Genomic DNA, 18261 nt, shown 5'->3' with positions numbered 1-18261 from the left:
CCGCCCCCGGCTCAGGGCCGGTACGGCCGGTACGGGTCGTACGCCGCCGTCGGGTGGGCGGGGGACGGGGGCGCGTACGGCTGGCCCGGGTACGGCGGCCCCGCATATGGCTGATACCCGTACCCGTACCCGTACCCGTAGCCGTGTCCGTAGGCGGGCGGCTGGGCCGGGCCCGCGGGGGCCGTCACACGGGCCGCGTGCTCCAGGGCGGGGCGCGCGGTGTCGCGGCGGTGCCACAGCTCGTGCAGCAACTCCCGCTCCCTGACGACGAAGTCGGCGCCCGCCCTGCCCATGCGGCCCCGGTGCCGCAGGAACGCCAGGGACGTCGCGTACGCCTCGTACTCGGCGACCGTGCGGCCCGCCTCCTTGCCCAGGTGGCGGGCGGCGGCGTCACGGGCCGTCCGGCGGGCCCGCATCGAGCCGAGCGCGTACGGCTCGGGCGCGCTGAGCCAGCCGGCCGCCGCGTACGCGGGCAGCTCCTCGCGCACCGTGCGCAGCTCCCGCTGCCTGGTCCAGATCACCAGCCAGGTCAGCAGCCCGAACGCGGGCACCATGAACGCGGCGTACACGGCGAAGAACCCGTACGTGCCGAACGTCGAGGAGCCGTTCCACAGCGCGTGCATGCCCATCGCGAGCAGCAGCCCGGCCGGCGGCAGCAGCGTCCGCCGCACCCGCTGATGGTCGGCGCTCATCGCGGCGACACCGAAGCCGATGCCGGTCAGGACGGTGAAGAGGGGGTGCGCGAACGGCGACATCACGACCCGCACGAAGAACGTCGCCGCCGTCACCGACACGAAGCCGCTGCCGCCGGTGAGCTGGTCGGTGCCGAACGCGTTGCCGAGGTAGAGGATGTTCTCGGTGAAGGCGAACCCGGTCGCCGTGACGCCCGCTATCACCACGCCGTCGACGATCCCGGTGAAGTCCCGGCGCCTGAACAGGAAGACCAGCAGGACCGCCGCGGCCTTCGCGGACTCCTCGACGACGGGAGCTATCACCGTCGCCCCGAGGGTGTCGGCGCCCGACGGGTCCGCGGTGGCCGTCGCGATCCAGCGGGTCGCGAAACTGTTGGCGACGATCGCTATCAGCGCCGCCGCGCAGGCGCCCCACGCGAACGCGAACAGCAGATTGCGCCAGGGGCCCGGGGCGACCCGGTCGAGCCAGCGGAACGCGGCGATCAGCAGCGGGACGGGCAGCACCGCGAGCCCCAGCCCGACCAGGAACCCCTCGCTGCCGGTCTGCCTGCGCACCAGGCCCAGGATGACCAGCCCCGAGAGCGCGAGCAGGGTGACGAGCGCGCCGTAGCGCACCCATCGGCGCTGCCACCAGTGCGCGTGCCCGAGCACTCCGCCGGGCGCACCACCCGGGTGCGGCGGATGCGTCGGGTACGGGGGGAAGGCGGCCACGGCATCGACCCTAACGAGCGGTCAGCCGCCGGTGGGCGACTGGTCGTGACGCGGTTCGCGGCACGACGGGTCGTGATGCGGAACGCGGCGAAAGAGCAGGTCGTTCACGACATGACCCTTCTCCAGTCCCTGTCCCTCGAAACGGGTCAGCGGCCGGAACCCGGGACGCGGCGTGAAACCGCCCTCGGGCCGGGTGTTCTCGAACGCCGGGTGCGCGCTCAGCACGTCGAGCATCTGCTCCGCGTACGGCTCCCAGTCGGTGGCGCAGTGCACGGTGCCACCGGGGCGGACGCGGGTCGCGACCAGGTCGAGGAACTCCGGCTGGATCAGCCGCCGCTTGTGGTGCCGCTTCTTGGGCCACGGGTCGGGGAAGTAGACGCGCAGGCCGTCGAGGCTGTCCGGGGCGAGCATCTCGCGGAGCAGGATGATCGCGTCGCCGTTGCCGACCCGGACGTTGGTCAGGCCGTGCTGCTCGGCCAGGTGCAGGAGGTGGCCCTGGCCCGGCGTGTGCACGTCCACGGCGAGGATGTCGGTCGCCGGGTCGGCCGCCGCCATCCGCGCGGTGGCCTCGCCCATGCCGAAGCCGATCTCCAGGACGACGGGATTCTCGTTCCCGAACAGCTCGGCGAGGTCGACGACCCGCTGCCCGTCGATGTCCAGGCCCCACGCGGGCCACAGCCGCTGGAGGGCGTCGGCCTGCCCCGAGGTGACCCGGCTGCGCCGGGGCTGGAAACTGCGGATCCGCCGCTCGAAGTGCGAACCGGCGGGATCGGGCTGGGGCCCGTCGGGGAAGCGCGGCTCGCCCTTGGGCCTGGCGGGGTGGTGCGGCTCGCGCTCCGGCCGGGCGGGCCGCTCGGGCCCGCCCAGGGCCTCACCCGTGGGCTGGACGGCGTGGCGGGGCCGCGGGGAGCCGGGGTGCTCCGCGGGGGGTTCGGGGGTGCGAGGGGAGTCAGACACAGTGGGGCCGATTTTACGTGGCCGGGAACGGCGGCTTCGGCCGCGGCCGGGCACGGCGGCCCCGCGGGGAGCTTTCGGCACGGGGCTTCGGCGCGGGGTGTGCGGTACGGGGCTTCTGTGCGGGGCTGGGGCGCGGGGCTCCTGGTACCGGGCTTCCGGCGCGGGGTGTGCGGGGTGTGCGGGGTGAATGGGTTCGGTGGGGTGTGCGGGGGTGGGTTCGGCGAGGTCGGCGGGTTCGGCAGAGGGTGCGGGGGTGGGTTCGGCGAGGTCGGCGGGGTCGGCGAGGTCGGGCTTCGGCCTCACCCCTCCTCCAGCAGGGCCAGGACCCGGCGGGCCATCTCGCGGCCGATCGGGAGGGAGGCCGTCGCCGCCGGGGACGGGGCGTTCAGGATGTGGATCGCGCGGGGGGACTCCTTGATCAGGAAGTCGTCCGCGAGGGTGCCGTCGCGCAGGACCGCCTGGGCGCGCACCCCGGCCGCCGTGCGGATCAGGTCGTCCTCGCGCACCGCAGGCAGCAGCCGCCGTACCGCCTCCGTGAACGCCCGTCTGGACAGGGAGCGGCGCAGCTCGCCCGCGCCGTAGCGCCAGTGCCTGGCCGCCATGCGCCAGGTGCCCGGCCAGGCGAGCGTCCCGGCCAGCTCGCGGGGGCGCACGACGCCCCAGCCGTAGCCCTCGCGGGCGAGCGCGGGCACCGCGTTCGGGCCGATGTGGACGCCGCCGTCGATCCCGCGGGTGAGGTGGACGCCGAGGAAGGGGAACGCCGGGTCGGGCACCGGGTAGACCAGGCCCCGCACCAGCTCCGGCCGGTCCAGGGTGTAGTACTCGCCCCTGAAGGGCACGATCCGCATCTCCGGGTCGTCCCCGGTGAGGCGGGCCACCTCGTCGCAGTGCAGCCCGGCGCAGTTGACCAGGGCGCGGCCGCGCACCACGTCACCGCGGGCCGTCCGCACCGCGACGCCCCGCTCCGGACGGCGGTCGACCTGGACCACCCGGGACCCGTAGCGAATCTCCGCGCCCGAGGCGTCGGCGAGCCGGCGGGCGACCCCGACGAAGTCGCAGACGCCGGTCGTGCCGACGTGTATGGCGGCGAGCCCCCGCACCTCGGGCTCGTACTCGGCGATCTGCGCGCCGCCCAGCTCACGGACCGGGATGCCGTTCTCCCGGCCGCGCTGCACGAGCGCGTGCAGCCGGGGCAGCTCGGCCCGCTCGGTCGCCACGATCAGCTTGCCGGTGACCGCGTGCGCGATGCCGTACTCGGCGCAGAACTTGACCATCTCGGCCGCGCCCCGGACCGCGTAGGCGGCCTTGAGCGAGCCGGGGCGGTAGTAGATCCCGCTGTGGATCACCCCGCTGTTGCGCCCGGTCTGGTGTCTGGCCGGGCCCGGCTCCTTCTCCAGGACGATCACCCTGGTGCCCGGCGCGGCACGGGTGATCGCGTAGGCGGTGGAGAGCCCGACGATCCCCCCACCGATCACGAGCACGTCACAGTCATGGGCGACCGCCGACCGCACCTGCACCACCTCCCACCTCGATAGTGCACTGCGCCACTGACACTCACTTCAAACGCGAGGCAGCGCACCGTCGAGACGGAGATCACCAGGCCGTTCTCACGCCGGCGCCATCAGCAGCGGCCTGGCCCGCTCCCGCAACTCCACGACCTGGGGTTCGTCGCCGTAGGGCTCCAGCCGGTGCAGGAGGTCCTTGACGTACTCGGTGGTGCGCGCGGACGAGATCCGCCCGGCCACCTCCACGGCCCGCACCCCCTGCTCGCACGCCGCGTCCAGGTTCCCGGACTCCAGTTCCGCCACGGCGGACACCACGAGCCGCAGCCCGTGCGAGCGCACGAACTCCTCCGTCGGCTTCGACAGCGCGTGCTCCGTGAACCGGCGTACCTGGCGTGGTGCCTTCAGGTCGCGGTAGCACTCGGCCGCGTCGGCGGCGAACCGGTCGTAGGAGTAGAAACCCAGCCACGAGGGGTCGTTGTCGCCGTCCCTGGCCCGCTCGAGCCACCCCTCGGCGGCCTTCAGCGCGGTGCCCGCGGCCTGCGCGTCACCCGCGCGGGCGTGGGCGCGTGCCTCGACGAGACGGAAGAAGCTCATGGTGCGGGCGGTGGCCAGGCCCCGGTTGCGTTCCAGCGCGGCCTGCGCGAGGTCGACGCCCTCGTCGCCGAAGCCCCGGTAGGTCGCCTGGAGGGACATGGACGCCAGCACGTATCCCCCGAGGGGGACGTCGGCCGCGGCGCGGGCCAGCCGCAGGGACTGGATGTAGTAGCGCTGCGCCGCCTCTTGTTGGCCGGTGTCGAACGCCATCCAGCCCGCGAGGCGGGTGAGTTCGGCGCTGGCCCCGAACAGGGCCCGGCCGACCTCGTCCGAGTACGCGCCGAGCAGCAGCGGTGCCGCCTCCACCCGTAAGCACTCGGGGACCATCGACGAACGCCAGTCCCCGCCCCCGTACTTGGAGTCCCAGCGGCGGGCGTCCTCGGCGGCCTCGCGCAGTTTCTGCACATCACTGTGGCCGACTTTCTGCGGTGCGCCGGAGCCCTCGGCGGGCCCCACCTCGCGCGCGACCGAGGAGTCGGCCGGGGTTATCAGCCAGCGTGAGGCGGGCGTGGCGTACGCGCTGACCGCGAAGGAGCCGGCCAGCGACTGCCATATGCCACCGGAACCCGCTTTGCGGCCCGCGAGGTCGAGTCGGTACAGCTCCGTCGCGGAGCGCACCGCCTGCCCGACGTCCCGGGGGAAGGCGAGGCCCACCTCCGGTGCCGGGTCGGCGTCCGCCAGGCCGATCTCGTGGAGCGGCACAGGGCGGCCCAGCTTCTGGCCGATCGCGGCGGCGATGAGATGAGGGGCGGCACCCTGCGGCACCATGCCCTTCGACACCCAGCGCGCCACCGACGTCTTGTCGTAGCGAAGTGTCAACCCGCGTTGGGCGCCAAGGTCGTTGACGCGACGCGCGAGTCCTGCGTTGCTGATTCCCGCGAGGGCGAGAACGGTGCCGAGCTTTTCGTTCGGCCCGCGTTGCTCCCTGGACATGCGCCACCCCTCGACACAGACGGCTGCCGACGCTTGGCATAAGCACGCGGCATTCGTAAACCCAGCGTAGTTCGCCGCATCCCAAGCGTTAAGAGGCATTGTTCCGGATGGCGGGATTGTGGTCCGCACGCGAGTGCGGCGCCGACACGCGCAGTCGCGGCGTGCTCCCGCTGTGTGGCCGTGCGCCTGTCCGTGCGCTCTACTCCGGCCACCGGGGGAGCGCTTCCATGGACCTTGCGTGGGTCGGCCCGCTGTACTGGATCCAGTGGGCTGGGGGACGCCGCCGCCTTCATCCCCGCGGGCGGCGGAACCGGCCCGGGGGGCGAGTCCCGCCCCCCGGGCTGACGCGGTACGAGGGCCGCTCGGACGGCCGGCTCCGGACACGGAGCGTGTGCGCGGGATCCCCAACTCCGTTTCCGCTGAGCCGAATTGGCCGAAAATCGATCCTGTCTTCGGTGCCCGATCACCCTTCCTACCACGGGAGTTGAGGGCGCGAAGGGCGTTCTCGGGGCGCGCGACGGGGGCGCATTCGCGTCGCAACGCACCCGCCCGCCACCGGCGTCCGGTCTCCTGACAGGGTGGGCGCAGGGGCGCGTCCCCCGGGTCGTCGGCGGTGTCACCGCCTCTCTGTGGCGCGTTCTTCATGGCAGCATGGTGAATCGTTCGTACGGTGCACTGGTTGTCCACAGGCTGTGGAGGCGTCCATGCGGTGGTTGGTGGGATGGAGCAGCACCGCCGCGCGGAGCGCCGGGATCGGCTCCGCGGGAGCGACCGGGACCGACGGGGAGACCGTGCACCCGGTGGGCTCCCAACTCCTGTGGGGCGACCCCGATCCGCTCTGGGCGGTCGGCGACTGGCGCCCCGACGAGGTCCGCGTCGTCAAGGCCGACCCGGAGAACCGGATCGCCGTCCTCGGCACCTGCGCCGCCTCCGACGAGGAGCTGCGGGTCGGCCTGTTCGCCGCCCGCGGCGGCGCGCTGCGCCATCTGACGGCCTGGGCGGGCAGCTACACGGCGGTCGTCCAGGCCGGCCGCCGGATCACCGTCTGCGGCGATCTGGCGGGCGCGCGACCGGTGTTCCACACCCCCTGGGCACAGGGCACCGCGTACGCGACGGCCGCGCTGCCGCTCGCCGACCTCGTCGAGGCCAACCTCGACTTCGGCCACCTCGCCGCCCTGCTGGCCGCCCCCGACGTACCGGCCGCCCTCCAGGACTCCACGCCCTACGAGGGCGTCAGGCGCGTTCCGCCGGGGCACGCGCTGATCCTGCGCGCGGGGGCGCGCGAGGTCGCCGGTTACGAGCCCGTCGCCTCCCTGGCCGTCGCGGCACCCTCCGCCGACCCGGACAGCGCCGTCGACGCCGTGCGCGACGCGCTCGTCGACGCGGTCCGCGCGCGGCTGTCGGCGCCCCGGCACGTCCCCGGCATAGAGATGGACCAGGGACCGGTCCCCGGCATGGGCCCCGCCGAGCGGCGCGCCGCGCGCGGGATGCCGGTCGCGGGCATCGGCGCCGACCTCTCGGGCGGCCCCGCCTCGGGCACCCTCGCGCTCCTCGCGGCCGGCCTGCCCGGCATGCCGGGCACCGTCCTCGGACACGGCACCGGCGCCGGGGAACGGCTCCTCGCGGTCACCTTCAACGACCTGGTGACCGGCGGCCGGGAGGCCGAGGTGCAGCGGGCGGGCACCCTCGCGGCCAACCCGCGCCTGCACCACGTGGTGGTGACCGGCGACGAGGACACCCTGCCCTACGCCGACCTCGAAGGGCCCCTCACCGACGAGCCGGGCCGCTGCCTGGTGAGCGCCGCCAGGCACCGGGCCCGGCTGGCTGCGGGCAGCGCCGACCACTTCACCGGCTACGGCGCCCGCCAGGTCCTCGACGCCCACCCGGCCCGCCTCGCCGACCTCCTGATGGACCGCAAACGCCGCCACCTGGTCCGCCCGGTCGCCGCGCTCGCCAAGGCCGACGGCTCGGTCCTCGTCCCCGCCCGCGTGTACGGCGCGGCCCGCCGACTGGCCCGCACCCCCTACCTCGACGGCCTCGAACTCCTCGCGGAACGGCTCCTCCAACGCCGTTTCGACGAGCCCGGCGGCGCGGTCGGCGCCTCGCTCGCCGCGCTCACCTGGGCCAGACCCGGTCCCGCCGCGCGCTGGCTGACCGGGGAGGCGCTCGCCGAAGTATCGGTTCGCCTCCAGGCGTCGGCGCGCCGTGCCTCGCTCGCCCCCAACCAGCGTCCCGGCGACTACCGCGCGCGGGCCGCCCTGGCCCGCCAGGCCGCGGAACTGCGCGTCCTGGAACAGGCGGCGGAGATCCGCTCCCAGCGCCTGCACACCCCGTTCCTCGACAACCAGGTCGTCCGCGCCTGCCGCGCCCTGCCGGAAGCCCTGCGCGTCCAGCCGGGCGCCCGCGCCGACATCCTCAGGACGGTCCTGGAGGGCGCCGGCGTCAGCGAACTGCCGCCCGGCTGGGGCGCCCCCTCCCACGGCCCGGCGTCCCAGGCGGCCCACGCCGGCCTGCGCGCCGCGGCGGCCTCCCTGACCACCCTCTTCGGCACCCCTCTCCTGGCGGAGGCGGGCCTGGTGGAGGCCCGGGTGGTCCGCAAGGCACTGCGCGCGGCGGCGGAGGGCGAACCCCTCCCGATCGACGGCCTCGCCGACCTCGTCGCCCTGGAACTCTGGCTCCGCCGCCTCCTCTCCCGCAGAGGCACCTGCTGGACCGGCACCCCGGCCCGCCAACGAGCGGTCCCCGAGGGCATCGCCCCCCGCAGGGGAGCACTGGCGTCAGGAGGGGGCGCGGGGGTGGCGTGAGAATCACGCTGGCCATTTCCGACCTACCTGGCCACTTGCCCGCCCCTGTCGGCCCGTCCGGCGTTAAGGGAGGAGTACGGGGGATGGCCGTTTACCCACCCGCCCTGTCAGCCCGTCCGGCGTTTGAGGACGAGGCCGTTCAGGCCGAAGCGGGGGTTCGGGGGCGGCAGCCCCCGAGGACGGGACGGGTAGGGGCGGCGGGGGCGAAGAACTCCCCGGCCCGCCCGGAAGCGCCCCGCCACCCCCACCCACTCACCCACTCACCCATGCACCCACCCACTCACCCTACGAACAGGTGAACTTCGACTCGGCCCAGTCCACCGGCGTCAACGCGGAGAAGGGAACGCCGGGTTCGACCACCAGCCGTACCGTCTTCCGCCCCGAGAGCCCCACCCGCACCGCCACCCCCGCCTCGCCCGCCCGGATCTCCCCCGACCGCCACAGCCGCTCACCGTCCGCGTAGACGGAGAAGGTGACCCGGCCGACGCCCAGGGCGAGGTCGTCGACCCCGACCAGCGCGTCATAGGCGGAACAGGGCCGGTTGAGGTCGATGGTGACGGACGACAGGCCGCGCACGGTCACCCCGTGGTCGTACCGCCGCCCCCCGATCGACACCCCGTACCGCTGCCACACCCAACTGCTCTCCCCGCGCCGCATCTCGGGCGCGCTGCCGTCCCCGGTCAGGTTGTAGGACAGCTCGTTCCACTGGTAGACGGCCGGTGCGGGCGCCGGGAGAGGCGGCGGGGTCGGGGAAGGCGTGGGCGTGGGGGTGGGCCTCGACGAGGGCGACGGCGAGGGTGAGGGCGACGGGGTGGGCGTGGGGGTAGGCGTCGGCCTCGGCTTCGGCTTCGGCGCGGGCGAGGGCGCGATCACCGGCGGCGCGGAAGCGGGTCCCTTCGTCGGAGGCGCCGGCGTGGGCCTCGGCGCCGACGGAGAAGGGGTGTCGCGCACCACCGGCGCGGAGGCCGGCGGTTTGGCGTCGGCCTTCCTGACCGGGGTCTCGTCGCCGGTCAGCGCGAACGCCACCGCGGCCGTCACGGCGAGCACACCGACCGCGATCCCGACCTTCGCGGGCGTCCCGAGCCCCTCGGCGGCTTTGCCCGCAGTAGCCGCGCCCTTCGCGGCTTTGCCTGCCGAGGCCGCGCCCTTCGCCGCTTTGCCCGCCGTAGCCGCGCCCTTCGCCGCTTTGCCCGTCGCAGCCGCTCCACTCGCCGCCTTGCCCGCCGCCGCCGCTCCGCCCGAGGCTTTGCCCGTCGCCGCAGCGGCGGCCCCCGCGGCCCCGGCCGCTCCGGCGCCCGCGCCGCCGGCGAGGAACACGGCGGCCTTGGCGTACCCGGCCGCGCCGAACCAGCCGATGACGGCGACCGGCACGACCGCCGGGATGCCGCTCGCGACTTCCTTGATCTCCCCGGCCGCCAGCTGGCACCGGGCGCACTCGTCGAGGTGCTTGCGCAGCCCGAGTTCGGCCCGGGTGCGCAGTCCGCCGCGGGCGTAGGCGCCGAGCCGGTCGGCGTAGCGGGCGCACTCGGCGTCGCCGGCCAGGGTGGCGCTGACGTGCGCCTGGAGGTAGGCCTGTTTGAGGCCCTCGCGGGCGCGGCTGGCGAGCACCCGGGTGCCGTTGGCGTCGAGCCCGAAGAGGGGGGCGACCTCGCTGGGCGACTCGTCCTCGACCTCGGTGTGCCAGAGCACCGCCTGCCAGCGCTCGGGCAGCGACCTGAACGCCCGCATGGCCATGGACCGTTCGGCCTCGTGCAGCGCGCGCACGTCGGCGCCGAGGCCGAGAGTGTCGTCGTCGGCGGCCTCGGAACCGGCGGCCTGGTCGGCGAAGACCGCGAAGTCGTCGACGAGTTGCTCGCGTCGCGCGGACTTGGTCCACCGCGCGGCCACTCGGCGCACGGAGGTCAACAGGTAGGCGCGGACGGCCTGTTCGGGTCCGGAGCCGCCGCGCACCGCCTGGAGCATCGCGGCGAAGACCTCGGCGGTGAGGTCGTCGGCGGTGTCAGCGTCCCGGCAGCAGGTGCGGGCGTAGCGGCGGACGGCGTCGGCGTGCCGGCGGTACAGCTCCTCGTAGGCGCTGTCGTCGCCCGCGCGCATCCGTCCGATCAGTTCGGCGTCGGCGGGCGGCAGTTCGCGGGGCGGTGGCAGGACACTGCCGTCCTCGCGCCGGTCGCGCTGGGCGGGAACGGTCTCCTCGACGAAGGAAGCCGACCCGACAGGCTCATCCCCGACAGGCTCGTCCCCGCCAGGTGCACCACTGTCCGGCACATCGCCGTGCGGTCCATCTCCACGCGGCTGGCCCCCGCGGCCCCCCTGGCTCGGCACCTGCGGGGCCCCGTCGAAGGCGTCGCCGTCCCGACCGCGGTGGCCGCCGTGTCCGGCAGGGCCGTCGCCGTGACCGGCGCTGGCAGGGTCACGGTCGCCCTGGCCGCCACCGCCGTCGAGATCCTCGCGGTCACCGCGACCGTCAGCGTCATGCATGCCACGGACGCCGTGGACGCCGTCGACTTCGCGGACGCCGTCGACTTCGTGGACCCCACCGTCGTCATCGCCCCGCGACGCGCCGTGCGGCTCGTCCCGCCCGTCAACGCTCATCGCGGAAAGCCCCCGCCGCCTGCCCTGCCAGTCCCGAACATCGGGTCAGAGTGCCATATTGGCTTTTGTTCAGGACGGTCGCGGGGTGCTCTGTCCACTCGTCCGTGGGGACTTGCCGTGCGGTGGTACTAGGAGCCACCCGTTCGGGGAAGGAACCAGCGGCTTCCCGGCCAGCCCCGTTCGGCGAGTGGCCCGAATTGTCCGGTGTGTTCCCGGCTCACGCCGGGCGCGCGGGCGGACCGCCGCCCACGCCCCCACCATCACCCCTTCGAGTCACCCGCCGTCAACGGAGACTGACGCCTGACGCCTCACATCGGGCGCGAACGCAGCCCCTCCAGCAGGATGTCCAGCAGCCGCGCCGAGGCAGCCGCCTGCTGCGCCGCGTCGGGCAGCGCGGGCGCCGCCGTGGCGATCACCAGCAGGACGTCCGACACCGACACGTCGGGCCGCAGCGCACCCGAGGCCCGCGCCCGGTCGACCAGCTTGCCCACGACCTCCAGGAGCGCCGCGGCGCCCGTGTCGTCGTCGGCCGCCGGCACCGGCGTGCTGTCCGACACCAGCCGCAGCTCACCCGCGCCTGGCTGACTGCGCTGCTGCGGCACCCGCGCCTCGTCAGGACCGGCGCCGCCGTGCTCGCCGCCCCGCTCGTCCGCGACCCCCACCCGCAGCACCTGCGGCGGCAGCAGCCGCCCGGCACCCGAGGCGACCGACGTCCGCAGGAAGCGCGAGAGCGCCGACCACGGCTCGTCCTCCTGGCCGAGCGCCGTACGGGCCTGGTCGGTCAGCCGGGAGGTCTCCTCCTCGGCTATCCGACGCACCAGCACGTCCTTGCTCGGGAAGCGCCGGTACACCGTCCCCACGCCCACCCGCGCCCGCCGCGCCACGTCCTCCATCGGCGCGCCGTACCCCAGCTCGCCGAAGACCTCGCGCGCCGCGCGCAGTACGTGCTCCAGATTGCGCTGTGCGTCCACACGCAGCGGCGCCGTCCGCGAGGCGTCCCCGCGTCCACCGCCCGCCGCGCCCACCATGCCGCTCGCTGCGAGAGCGGCTGCGGTCGACCAATGAGATTCCTGAATGCTCATGAATGATCCCCCGGTAATGACGTCTCCCCCCGGAGACTCCCCGCCATTGCAAGCCGAGGCTCAGGAACAAGCCCGTTTCTCGCGCCCGCCCGTCGCGGACCCGATGAGCGCACCCCCTACACCCCGTCGACAGACGAACATAGTTGAGTGAGGGTCAATTCAGAAGGGGCAGGTTCCGCACGGAGCGCCCCCCGATCGGAGTACGGGTCGCATACGCCCGGATTGCACCCCGGAACGCGCCCCCACCCACCCCGCTGACCTGCGCATCTGACGGGTACTCCGGCAATCCGGCCAACTGTGGAGGTCCCCGGCCGGCAGTCATACAGATGGTCGAGGCTGTGGACAAACTCCAGCGTCGGGTGCGTCATGGGATGGTGAAGGAACGTGCGCGCATTCTCGTTGTCGGCGGCGGCTACGTCGGGATGTACACGGCGCTGCGCCTCCAGCGGAAGCTGAGAAGCGAACTGCGCGGGGGCCAGGTGGAGATCACCGTCGTCACCCCCGACCCCTACATGACGTATCAGCCATTCCTTCCCGAGGCGGCGGCCGGATCCATCTCACCCCGGCACGTCGTCGTGCCGCTGCGCCGGGTCCTCGACCACTGCCGGGTCGTCGTCGGCGAGGTCACCGCGCTCGACCACGCCAAACGCACCGCGCACCTCACCACTCTCGCCACCGAGGAGGAGGGCACGGGCCCCGACCAGCTGGAGTACGACGAACTCGTCCTCGCCCCCGGCTCCGTCGCCCGCACCCTGCCCGTTCCCGGCCTCGCCGACCACGGCATCGGTTTCAAGACCGTCGAGGAGGCCATCGGACTGCGCAACCACGTCATCGAACAGATGGACATCGCCTCCTCCACCCGCGACCCCGCCCTCCGCGACGCGGCCCTCACCTTCGTCTTCGTCGGCGGCGGCTACGCGGGCGTGGAGGCGCTCGGCGAACTGGAGGACATGGCCCGCTACGCCTCCCGCTCCTACCACAACGTCCAGCCCGACGACATGAAATGGATCCTCGTCGAGGCGTCCGACCGCGTCCTGCCCGAGGTCGGCGAGGAACTCGGCCGCTACACGGTCACCGCACTGCGCCGCCGCAACATCGACGTACGCCTCACCACCCGCCTGGAGTCCTGCGCCGACCGGGTGGCCGTCCTCAGCGACGGCTCCCGCTTCCCGACCCGCACCGTCGTGTGGACCGCGGGCGTCCGACCGCACCCCCTGATCGCCCTGACCGGCCTCCCGCGCACCGACCGGGGGCGGCTGAAATGCACCGCCCACCTCACCGTCGACGGCGTCCCGCACGCGTGGGCCGCCGGCGACGCGGCCGCCGTGCCCGACGTCACCGCGGAACCCGGCGCGCACACCGCGCCCAACGCCCAGCACGCGCTGCGCCAGGCCAAGGTCCTCGGCGACAACATCGCCCACGCCCTGCGCGGCGAGGAACTCGAGACGTACGCGCACGCGTACACCGGCGCGGTCGCCTCCCTCGGCCTCCACAAGGGCGTCGCCCAGCTCCGCGGCCGCACCCTGACGGGCTACCCTGCCTGGTTCATGCACCGCGCCTACCACCTCAGCCGGGTCCCCACCTTCAACCGCAAGGCCCGGGTCCTGGCCGAATGGACGCTCTCCGGCCTCTTCAAGCGGGAGATCGTCTCCCTCGGCTCCCTCGAACATCCCCGAGCGGAGTTCGAACGCGCGGCCGGTGGAGAGCCTTCCACCGACCCGAAGGGGTCGTCCTGACCGGACCGGGGAACTCCCACGGCATGTGGGGCGTCTGACGGATGTCGCCCCGGCCGCTCGCACTGCCAGACTGACCCCCGCCCCAGCAACGAGCGCACGCTCGCCCCTCGCACCACCAGGCTGTCCCCATCAGAGCCGCACCCCGGGGTGCCGAGCACCGGACCCACGGCCGGGTCCCGAGCCGGCCGAAGACGACGACACGAGGCAAGGATTCGTGAACTTCACGCGCTGGAGCGCCCGGCTTCCCGGAACGCAGCGCCGCGCGGCAGCGCGGACCGACCACCCGGGCACCCCCGACCGGCGGGGGGAGAGCGCGGGCGCCGTCCCCGCGGCCCGCGCCGAACACCTCACCGACGAGCACCCGCACATCCCCGCCGTCGACGAACTCCCCGTCCGTGACGTCCTCGACCGCGTCCCCGCACTCGTCGCCCTCGTCCACGGCCCCGACCACCGGGTCGCGTACGTCAACGACGCCTACGTCGCCGCCTTCGGCGTCCGCCCCCTCGGCGAACCCGTCCGCGAGTCCCTGCCCGAACTCGACGAACTGGGCCTGCTCCCGCTCCTCGACCAGGTCCGGCGCAGCGGCAGAGACCGCACCCTCAAGTCCCGCAAGGCACCCGACGGCCGCTCCTACACGTTCACCTGCACCCCGGTCACCGAGGACGCCGACGACGGCGGCGCGATCCTCCTCTTCGCCACCGACGTCACCGACCACGCCGAGGCCGCCGAACGCCTGCGCGCCAGCGAACGCAGCCAGCGCGAGACCGCCGTCACCCTCCAGCGCTCCCTGCTCCCGCAGGAACTGGAGGAACCCGACGACCTGCGCATCGCCGCCACCTACCACCCCGGCGGCACCGAGACCGCCGTCGGCGGCGACTGGTACGACGTCATCACCCTCGGCGGCGGCCGCACCGCCCTGGTCATCGGCGACGTCATGGGCAGAGGCGTGCGCGCGGCGGCCGTCATGGGCCAGCTGCGCACCGCCGTCCGCGCCTACGCCCGCCTCGACCTGCCCCCGCACGAGGTGCTCCAGCTCCTCGACGGCCTCGCCGCCGAGATCGACCCCAACCAGATCGCCACCTGCGTGTACGCGATCCACGACCCGAACGAGGGCCGGCTGGTGTACGCCTCGGCCGGCCATCTGCCGATCCTCGTGCGCGACGAGAGCGGGGTCGTCCAGCGCGCCGACGAACCCACCGGCCCGCCGCTGGGCACCGGCGGCTGGATGCACGCCTCGGGCTCGATCGCGCTCGGCCCCGGCTCCACCGCCGTCCTCTACACGGACGGCCTGGTCGAACGCCGCGACCAGGACCTCGACGAGGGCATCGCCGCCCTGGAACGCGCCCTCGCGGGCGCCACCGGCACCCCGCAGGTCGTCTGCGACCGCCTGGTCCGCTCGGCGGGCGTGACCGCCGACCACGACGACGACGTCGCCGTCCTCGTCCTCCAGCACCCGGCCCGCACCGGCCCCACGGGCGACCTGTTCCGCAACGCCGCCCTGGAACTCCTCGGCGGCATCGAGGCGGCACCCCGCGCGCGTGCCTTCGCCTCCGGCGTCCTGACCAGCTGGCGCTTCCCGGCCGAACTGCACGACCTCGGCGTCCTCGCGGCCAGCGAACTCGTCGCCAACTCCCTCCAGCACGGCATCCCGCCGATGCGGCTGCGGCTGCGCCGCACCGACCGCCGCCTGATCATCGAGGTGACGGACGGCGACGACCACCTGCCGCGCCGCCGCCGCGCGGAACCCGCCGACGAGTCGGGCCGCGGCATCGCCATCGTCGCGACGATCGCCACCAACTGGGGCTCGCGCAGGACCCCGGGCGGCGGCAAGGCGGTGTGGTGCGAGTTCGTGCTCCCCAAGCCGTGACTCAGGCGTCGGCGGCCACGGGCTCTGCGGCCGCCCCGCCCCGCACCACGACCCGGCTGCGCGCCGCCCACGGCTGGTCCTGGACGTCGGTCAGCTGCCGCCCGAGCCGCACGGCGAGCACGCTGATCCCGAGGGAGAACAGCAGGAACGTCACGATGTAGGGCGCGTGCAGGGAGGCCCCCATCGGGCCGCCCACCGCGGGACCCACGGCCAGCGCGAGCTGCTTCACCAGGGCGAACGCCGAGTTGTACTGCCCGGCGAGACCGCTCGGCGCCAGATCGGCGACCAGCGGCGCCACGGTCGGCGACAGCATCGCCTCCCCGAGCCCGAACAGCGCGTACGTCGACACGAAGGCGGCCGTCGCCATCTCCTGGCTGCCGTGCCCGAGCCCGGCGAACCCGGCCGCGACCCACGCCACGGCCCAGATCAGCCCCACCGCCGCGATCACCCGCGACCGCCTGCGCCGCTCGACGAACTTGAGCACCGCGAACTGCGCGACGACGATCATCAGCGTGTTGGCGGCCAGCGCGGTCCCGAGCGTGGACGTCGAGATCCCGGCGGCCTCCACCCCGTAGGCGCTCAGCCCCGACTCGAACTGCCCGTAGCAGGCGAAGAACAGCACGAAGCCCAGCACGCACAGCTGCACCATCGCCCGGTTCCCCAGCAGCCGCTTCCAGCTCCCGGCGCCCGACCCGGACGGCGCGTTCTCGACCCGCGGCGCGCGCGGCAGCCGCACGGTCGCCATCACCGCGACCAGCACCAGGAACATCGCCGCCTCGATCGCGAACAGCAGCGTGAACGACGACACCCGCGTGGTGTCCACCAGGTGCCCGCCGATCAGCCCGCCGACGCCGAGACCGAGGTTCTGCAGGAAGAACTGGGTGGCGAAGGCGCGCGAGCGGGTCTCCGTCGTCGACGAGTCGACGATCATCGTGGCGAGCGCCGGCTGCGTCACGGCCTGCCCGGCGCCGAGCGCCGTCGCCGCGAGCAGCACCGCCGTCGCGTTCCCCGCGAGCCCGAGGCCCAGCGCGCCCAGAGCGGCGGTGACCAGGGCGGCGAGCAGGACCGGCAGGGGCCCGTGCCGGACGATGGCCCGCCCGGCGAACGGCAGCACGACCAGCGCGGCCACGGCGAAGACGGCGAGGACGAGCCCCGCCGTCATGGCTCCAAGGCCCCGCACCTGCGCCACATAGACGTACAGGTAGGGGACGGTGAAGCCGAGCCCGAACGCGCTGAGTGCGTTACCCACATGGATCCGGCGCATCACTGCGCCCCTCGCCCTGGTCACGGTCACCTCTCTCAGGTAGTTGAAGGCCTTCAGCACTTAGCGCGGAAGACTTCGAAGCTAAAGTTCGAAGGTAAACGGTACACCTAGAAGAACTTCAACGCCAAGCAGCTGCGTGCCATACTGCGGAGATGGGCGACACACCCGGCAACCTCGGCAGCGAACCGACCCTCGACGAGCAGATCGCGGCGTACCAGCGCGAGTTCCAGGACCTGGACCCCCAGGTCGAGAAGATCGTCTCGGCGCTGTCCCGGCTGAACCGCCGGATGAACGTCGCCTACGGCCGCCAGACCTCGGCCCTCGGCATAAGCAACGCCGAGTGGGAGGTCCTCAAGGCCCTCGTCCTCTCCGGGGTGCCGTACCAGCTGGGCCCGAGCGACCTGGCCAAGCGGCTCGGCCTGACGCCGGCCGCGATGACCCACCGCATCGACCGCATGGTCGCGGAGGGCCTGGTGACCCGGGAGCGCGACGAGTCCAACCGGGTGCGGGTGATCGTGGAGCTGACCACGGACGGCCGCGAGAAGTGGCTGGAGGCCATGCGCCTCGCCTCGGTCTTCGAGGAGGAACTGCTCCAGGACCTCGCCCCCGAGGAGCGCGTGGTCCTCGACGAGGTGCTCACCCGCCTGCTCCGCCGGGTGGAGCACGCCCAGCCGGACGCCGGCGGCCGCCTCACCGATCTGGACTGACGTCACCCGTCCGACCCACGAAAAGATCTTGACAGGGGCTGCTTGACACGCCCCTCCCCGATCCGTAAAGTTCTTCGGGTTGCCACAGAGCCGTACCGGTTCTCGGCAGCACCTCAGTCGCTCACAGCGGCAACTCCACACCTTCAGCACGATCTCCCGACCGGGTTGATTTCGGCGTGCCCGAATTCAATTCGAATAGGGGCTCGGCGGCCCGATTGGGAATCGCCGGACGGATCCGCTAAGGTTTGGGACGTCGGAAGGGCCCAACAGCCCGGAAGGCGAAACCCGCTGACTGGGAATCAGGCCCGAAAGGATCTGATAGAGTCGGAACCGCCGGAAAGGGAAAGCGCGAAAGCGAAAACCCCGGAAAGCACCGAGGAAATCGGATCAGAAAGATCTGATAGAGTCGGAAACGCAACACCGAAGGGAAGCCCGGAGGAAAGCCCGAGAGGGTGAGTACAAAGGAAGCGACCGTTCCTTGAGAACTCAACAGCGTGCCAAAAGTCAACGCCAGATATGTTGATACCCCGTCTCCGGTCATCATGACCGGGGCGAGGTTCCTTTGAAGAAAACACAGCGAGGACGCTGTGTGCGAGGGGATTATTCCTCTCCTCGCACCGCTCTCGTGGTGTCATCCCGATTACGGGAAAACATTCACGGAGAGTTTGATCCTGGCTCAGGACGAACGCTGGCGGCGTGCTTAACACATGCAAGTCGAACGATGAAGCCCTTCGGGGTGGATTAGTGGCGAACGGGTGAGTAACACGTGGGCAATCTGCCCTGCACTCTGGGACAAGCCCTGGAAACGGGGTCTAAT

11 protein-coding genes and 1 rRNA gene (1 of these 12 running past the window's edge) are annotated in these 18261 nt (G+C 73.2%); 5 read left to right on the top strand and 7 right to left on the bottom strand.

Going from position 1 to position 18261, the window contains the following annotated elements; translation table 11 throughout:
* Positions 1 to 11 precede the first annotated feature (11 nt).
* The 4 genes from DDJ31_RS18595 to DDJ31_RS18580 all read right to left on the bottom strand — a co-directional run bounded on the left by DDJ31_RS18595 (position 12) and on the right by DDJ31_RS18580 (position 5392).
* Positions 12 to 1403, bottom strand: a complete 1392-nt coding sequence (locus DDJ31_RS18595; protein ID WP_127179164.1) for a PrsW family intramembrane metalloprotease — start codon at positions 1401 to 1403, stop codon at positions 12 to 14.
* A 21-nt stretch (positions 1404 to 1424) separates the two neighbouring features.
* Positions 1425 to 2270 (bottom strand): tRNA (guanosine(46)-N7)-methyltransferase TrmB, encoded by an 846-nt coding sequence (trmB, locus tag DDJ31_RS18590; RefSeq protein ID WP_171480996.1) that lies wholly within the window; start codon positions 2268 to 2270, stop codon positions 1425 to 1427.
* Positions 2271 to 2659: 389 nt separating this feature from the next.
* The gene (gene lhgO, locus DDJ31_RS18585) at positions 2660 to 3880 is read right to left on the bottom strand and encodes an L-2-hydroxyglutarate oxidase (RefSeq protein WP_127179166.1); all 1221 of its coding nucleotides are present in this window, start codon (positions 3878 to 3880) and stop codon (positions 2660 to 2662) included.
* Between the two features lie 87 nt (positions 3881 to 3967).
* Positions 3968 to 5392 (bottom strand): MFS transporter, encoded by a 1425-nt coding sequence (locus tag DDJ31_RS18580; RefSeq protein ID WP_127179167.1) that lies wholly within the window; start codon positions 5390 to 5392, stop codon positions 3968 to 3970.
* A gap of 704 nt (positions 5393 to 6096) precedes the next feature.
* On the opposite strand from DDJ31_RS18580, the gene DDJ31_RS18575 reads away from it, so the two are divergent.
* On the top strand, positions 6097 to 8196 hold the full coding sequence (locus DDJ31_RS18575; protein WP_127179168.1) for an asparagine synthase-related protein: 2100 nt from the start codon (positions 6097 to 6099) through the stop codon (positions 8194 to 8196).
* Positions 8197 to 8481: 285 nt separating this feature from the next.
* Here DDJ31_RS18575 and DDJ31_RS18570 read toward each other — a convergent pair whose 3' ends face one another.
* On the bottom strand, positions 8482 to 10674 hold the full coding sequence (locus DDJ31_RS18570; RefSeq protein ID WP_431027759.1) for a sigma-70 family RNA polymerase sigma factor: 2193 nt from the start codon (positions 10672 to 10674) through the stop codon (positions 8482 to 8484).
* A gap of 422 nt (positions 10675 to 11096) precedes the next feature.
* A complete protein-coding gene (locus tag DDJ31_RS18565) occupies positions 11097 to 11870 on the bottom strand; it encodes a TetR/AcrR family transcriptional regulator (RefSeq protein ID WP_127179171.1) in 774 nt (257 codons plus the stop codon).
* A gap of 371 nt (positions 11871 to 12241) precedes the next feature.
* Between DDJ31_RS18565 and DDJ31_RS18560 the strand changes: the two genes are divergently transcribed.
* On the top strand, positions 12242 to 13606 hold the full coding sequence (locus DDJ31_RS18560; protein WP_127179172.1) for an NAD(P)/FAD-dependent oxidoreductase: 1365 nt from the start codon (positions 12242 to 12244) through the stop codon (positions 13604 to 13606).
* A gap of 214 nt (positions 13607 to 13820) precedes the next feature.
* Positions 13821 to 15473 carry an ATP-binding SpoIIE family protein phosphatase gene (locus DDJ31_RS18555; protein ID WP_127179173.1) on the top strand — a complete coding sequence of 551 codons (1653 nt, stop codon included), beginning with the start codon at positions 13821 to 13823 and terminating at the stop codon, positions 15471 to 15473.
* A gap of 1 nt (position 15474) precedes the next feature.
* Here DDJ31_RS18555 and DDJ31_RS18550 read toward each other — a convergent pair whose 3' ends face one another.
* Positions 15475 to 16737, bottom strand: coding sequence for an MFS transporter (locus DDJ31_RS18550; protein ID WP_171480844.1), 1263 nt, complete (start codon positions 16735 to 16737; stop codon positions 15475 to 15477).
* A gap of 152 nt (positions 16738 to 16889) precedes the next feature.
* Between DDJ31_RS18550 and DDJ31_RS18545 the strand changes: the two genes are divergently transcribed.
* Positions 16890 to 17444 (top strand): MarR family winged helix-turn-helix transcriptional regulator, encoded by a 555-nt coding sequence (locus DDJ31_RS18545; RefSeq protein ID WP_127179174.1) that lies wholly within the window; start codon positions 16890 to 16892, stop codon positions 17442 to 17444.
* 653 nt (positions 17445 to 18097) lie between these two features.
* Positions 18098 to 18261 (top strand): 16S ribosomal RNA (locus DDJ31_RS18540); it runs 1361 nt beyond the window's last position.

This window comes from Streptomyces griseoviridis (assembly GCF_005222485.1).
In the GTDB taxonomy this organism is placed as follows: Bacteria; Actinomycetota; Actinomycetes; order Streptomycetales; family Streptomycetaceae; genus Streptomyces; species Streptomyces hintoniae.
Note: the sequence above shows the minus strand (reverse complement) of the source record. Positions and strands in the feature narration are given on the sequence as shown.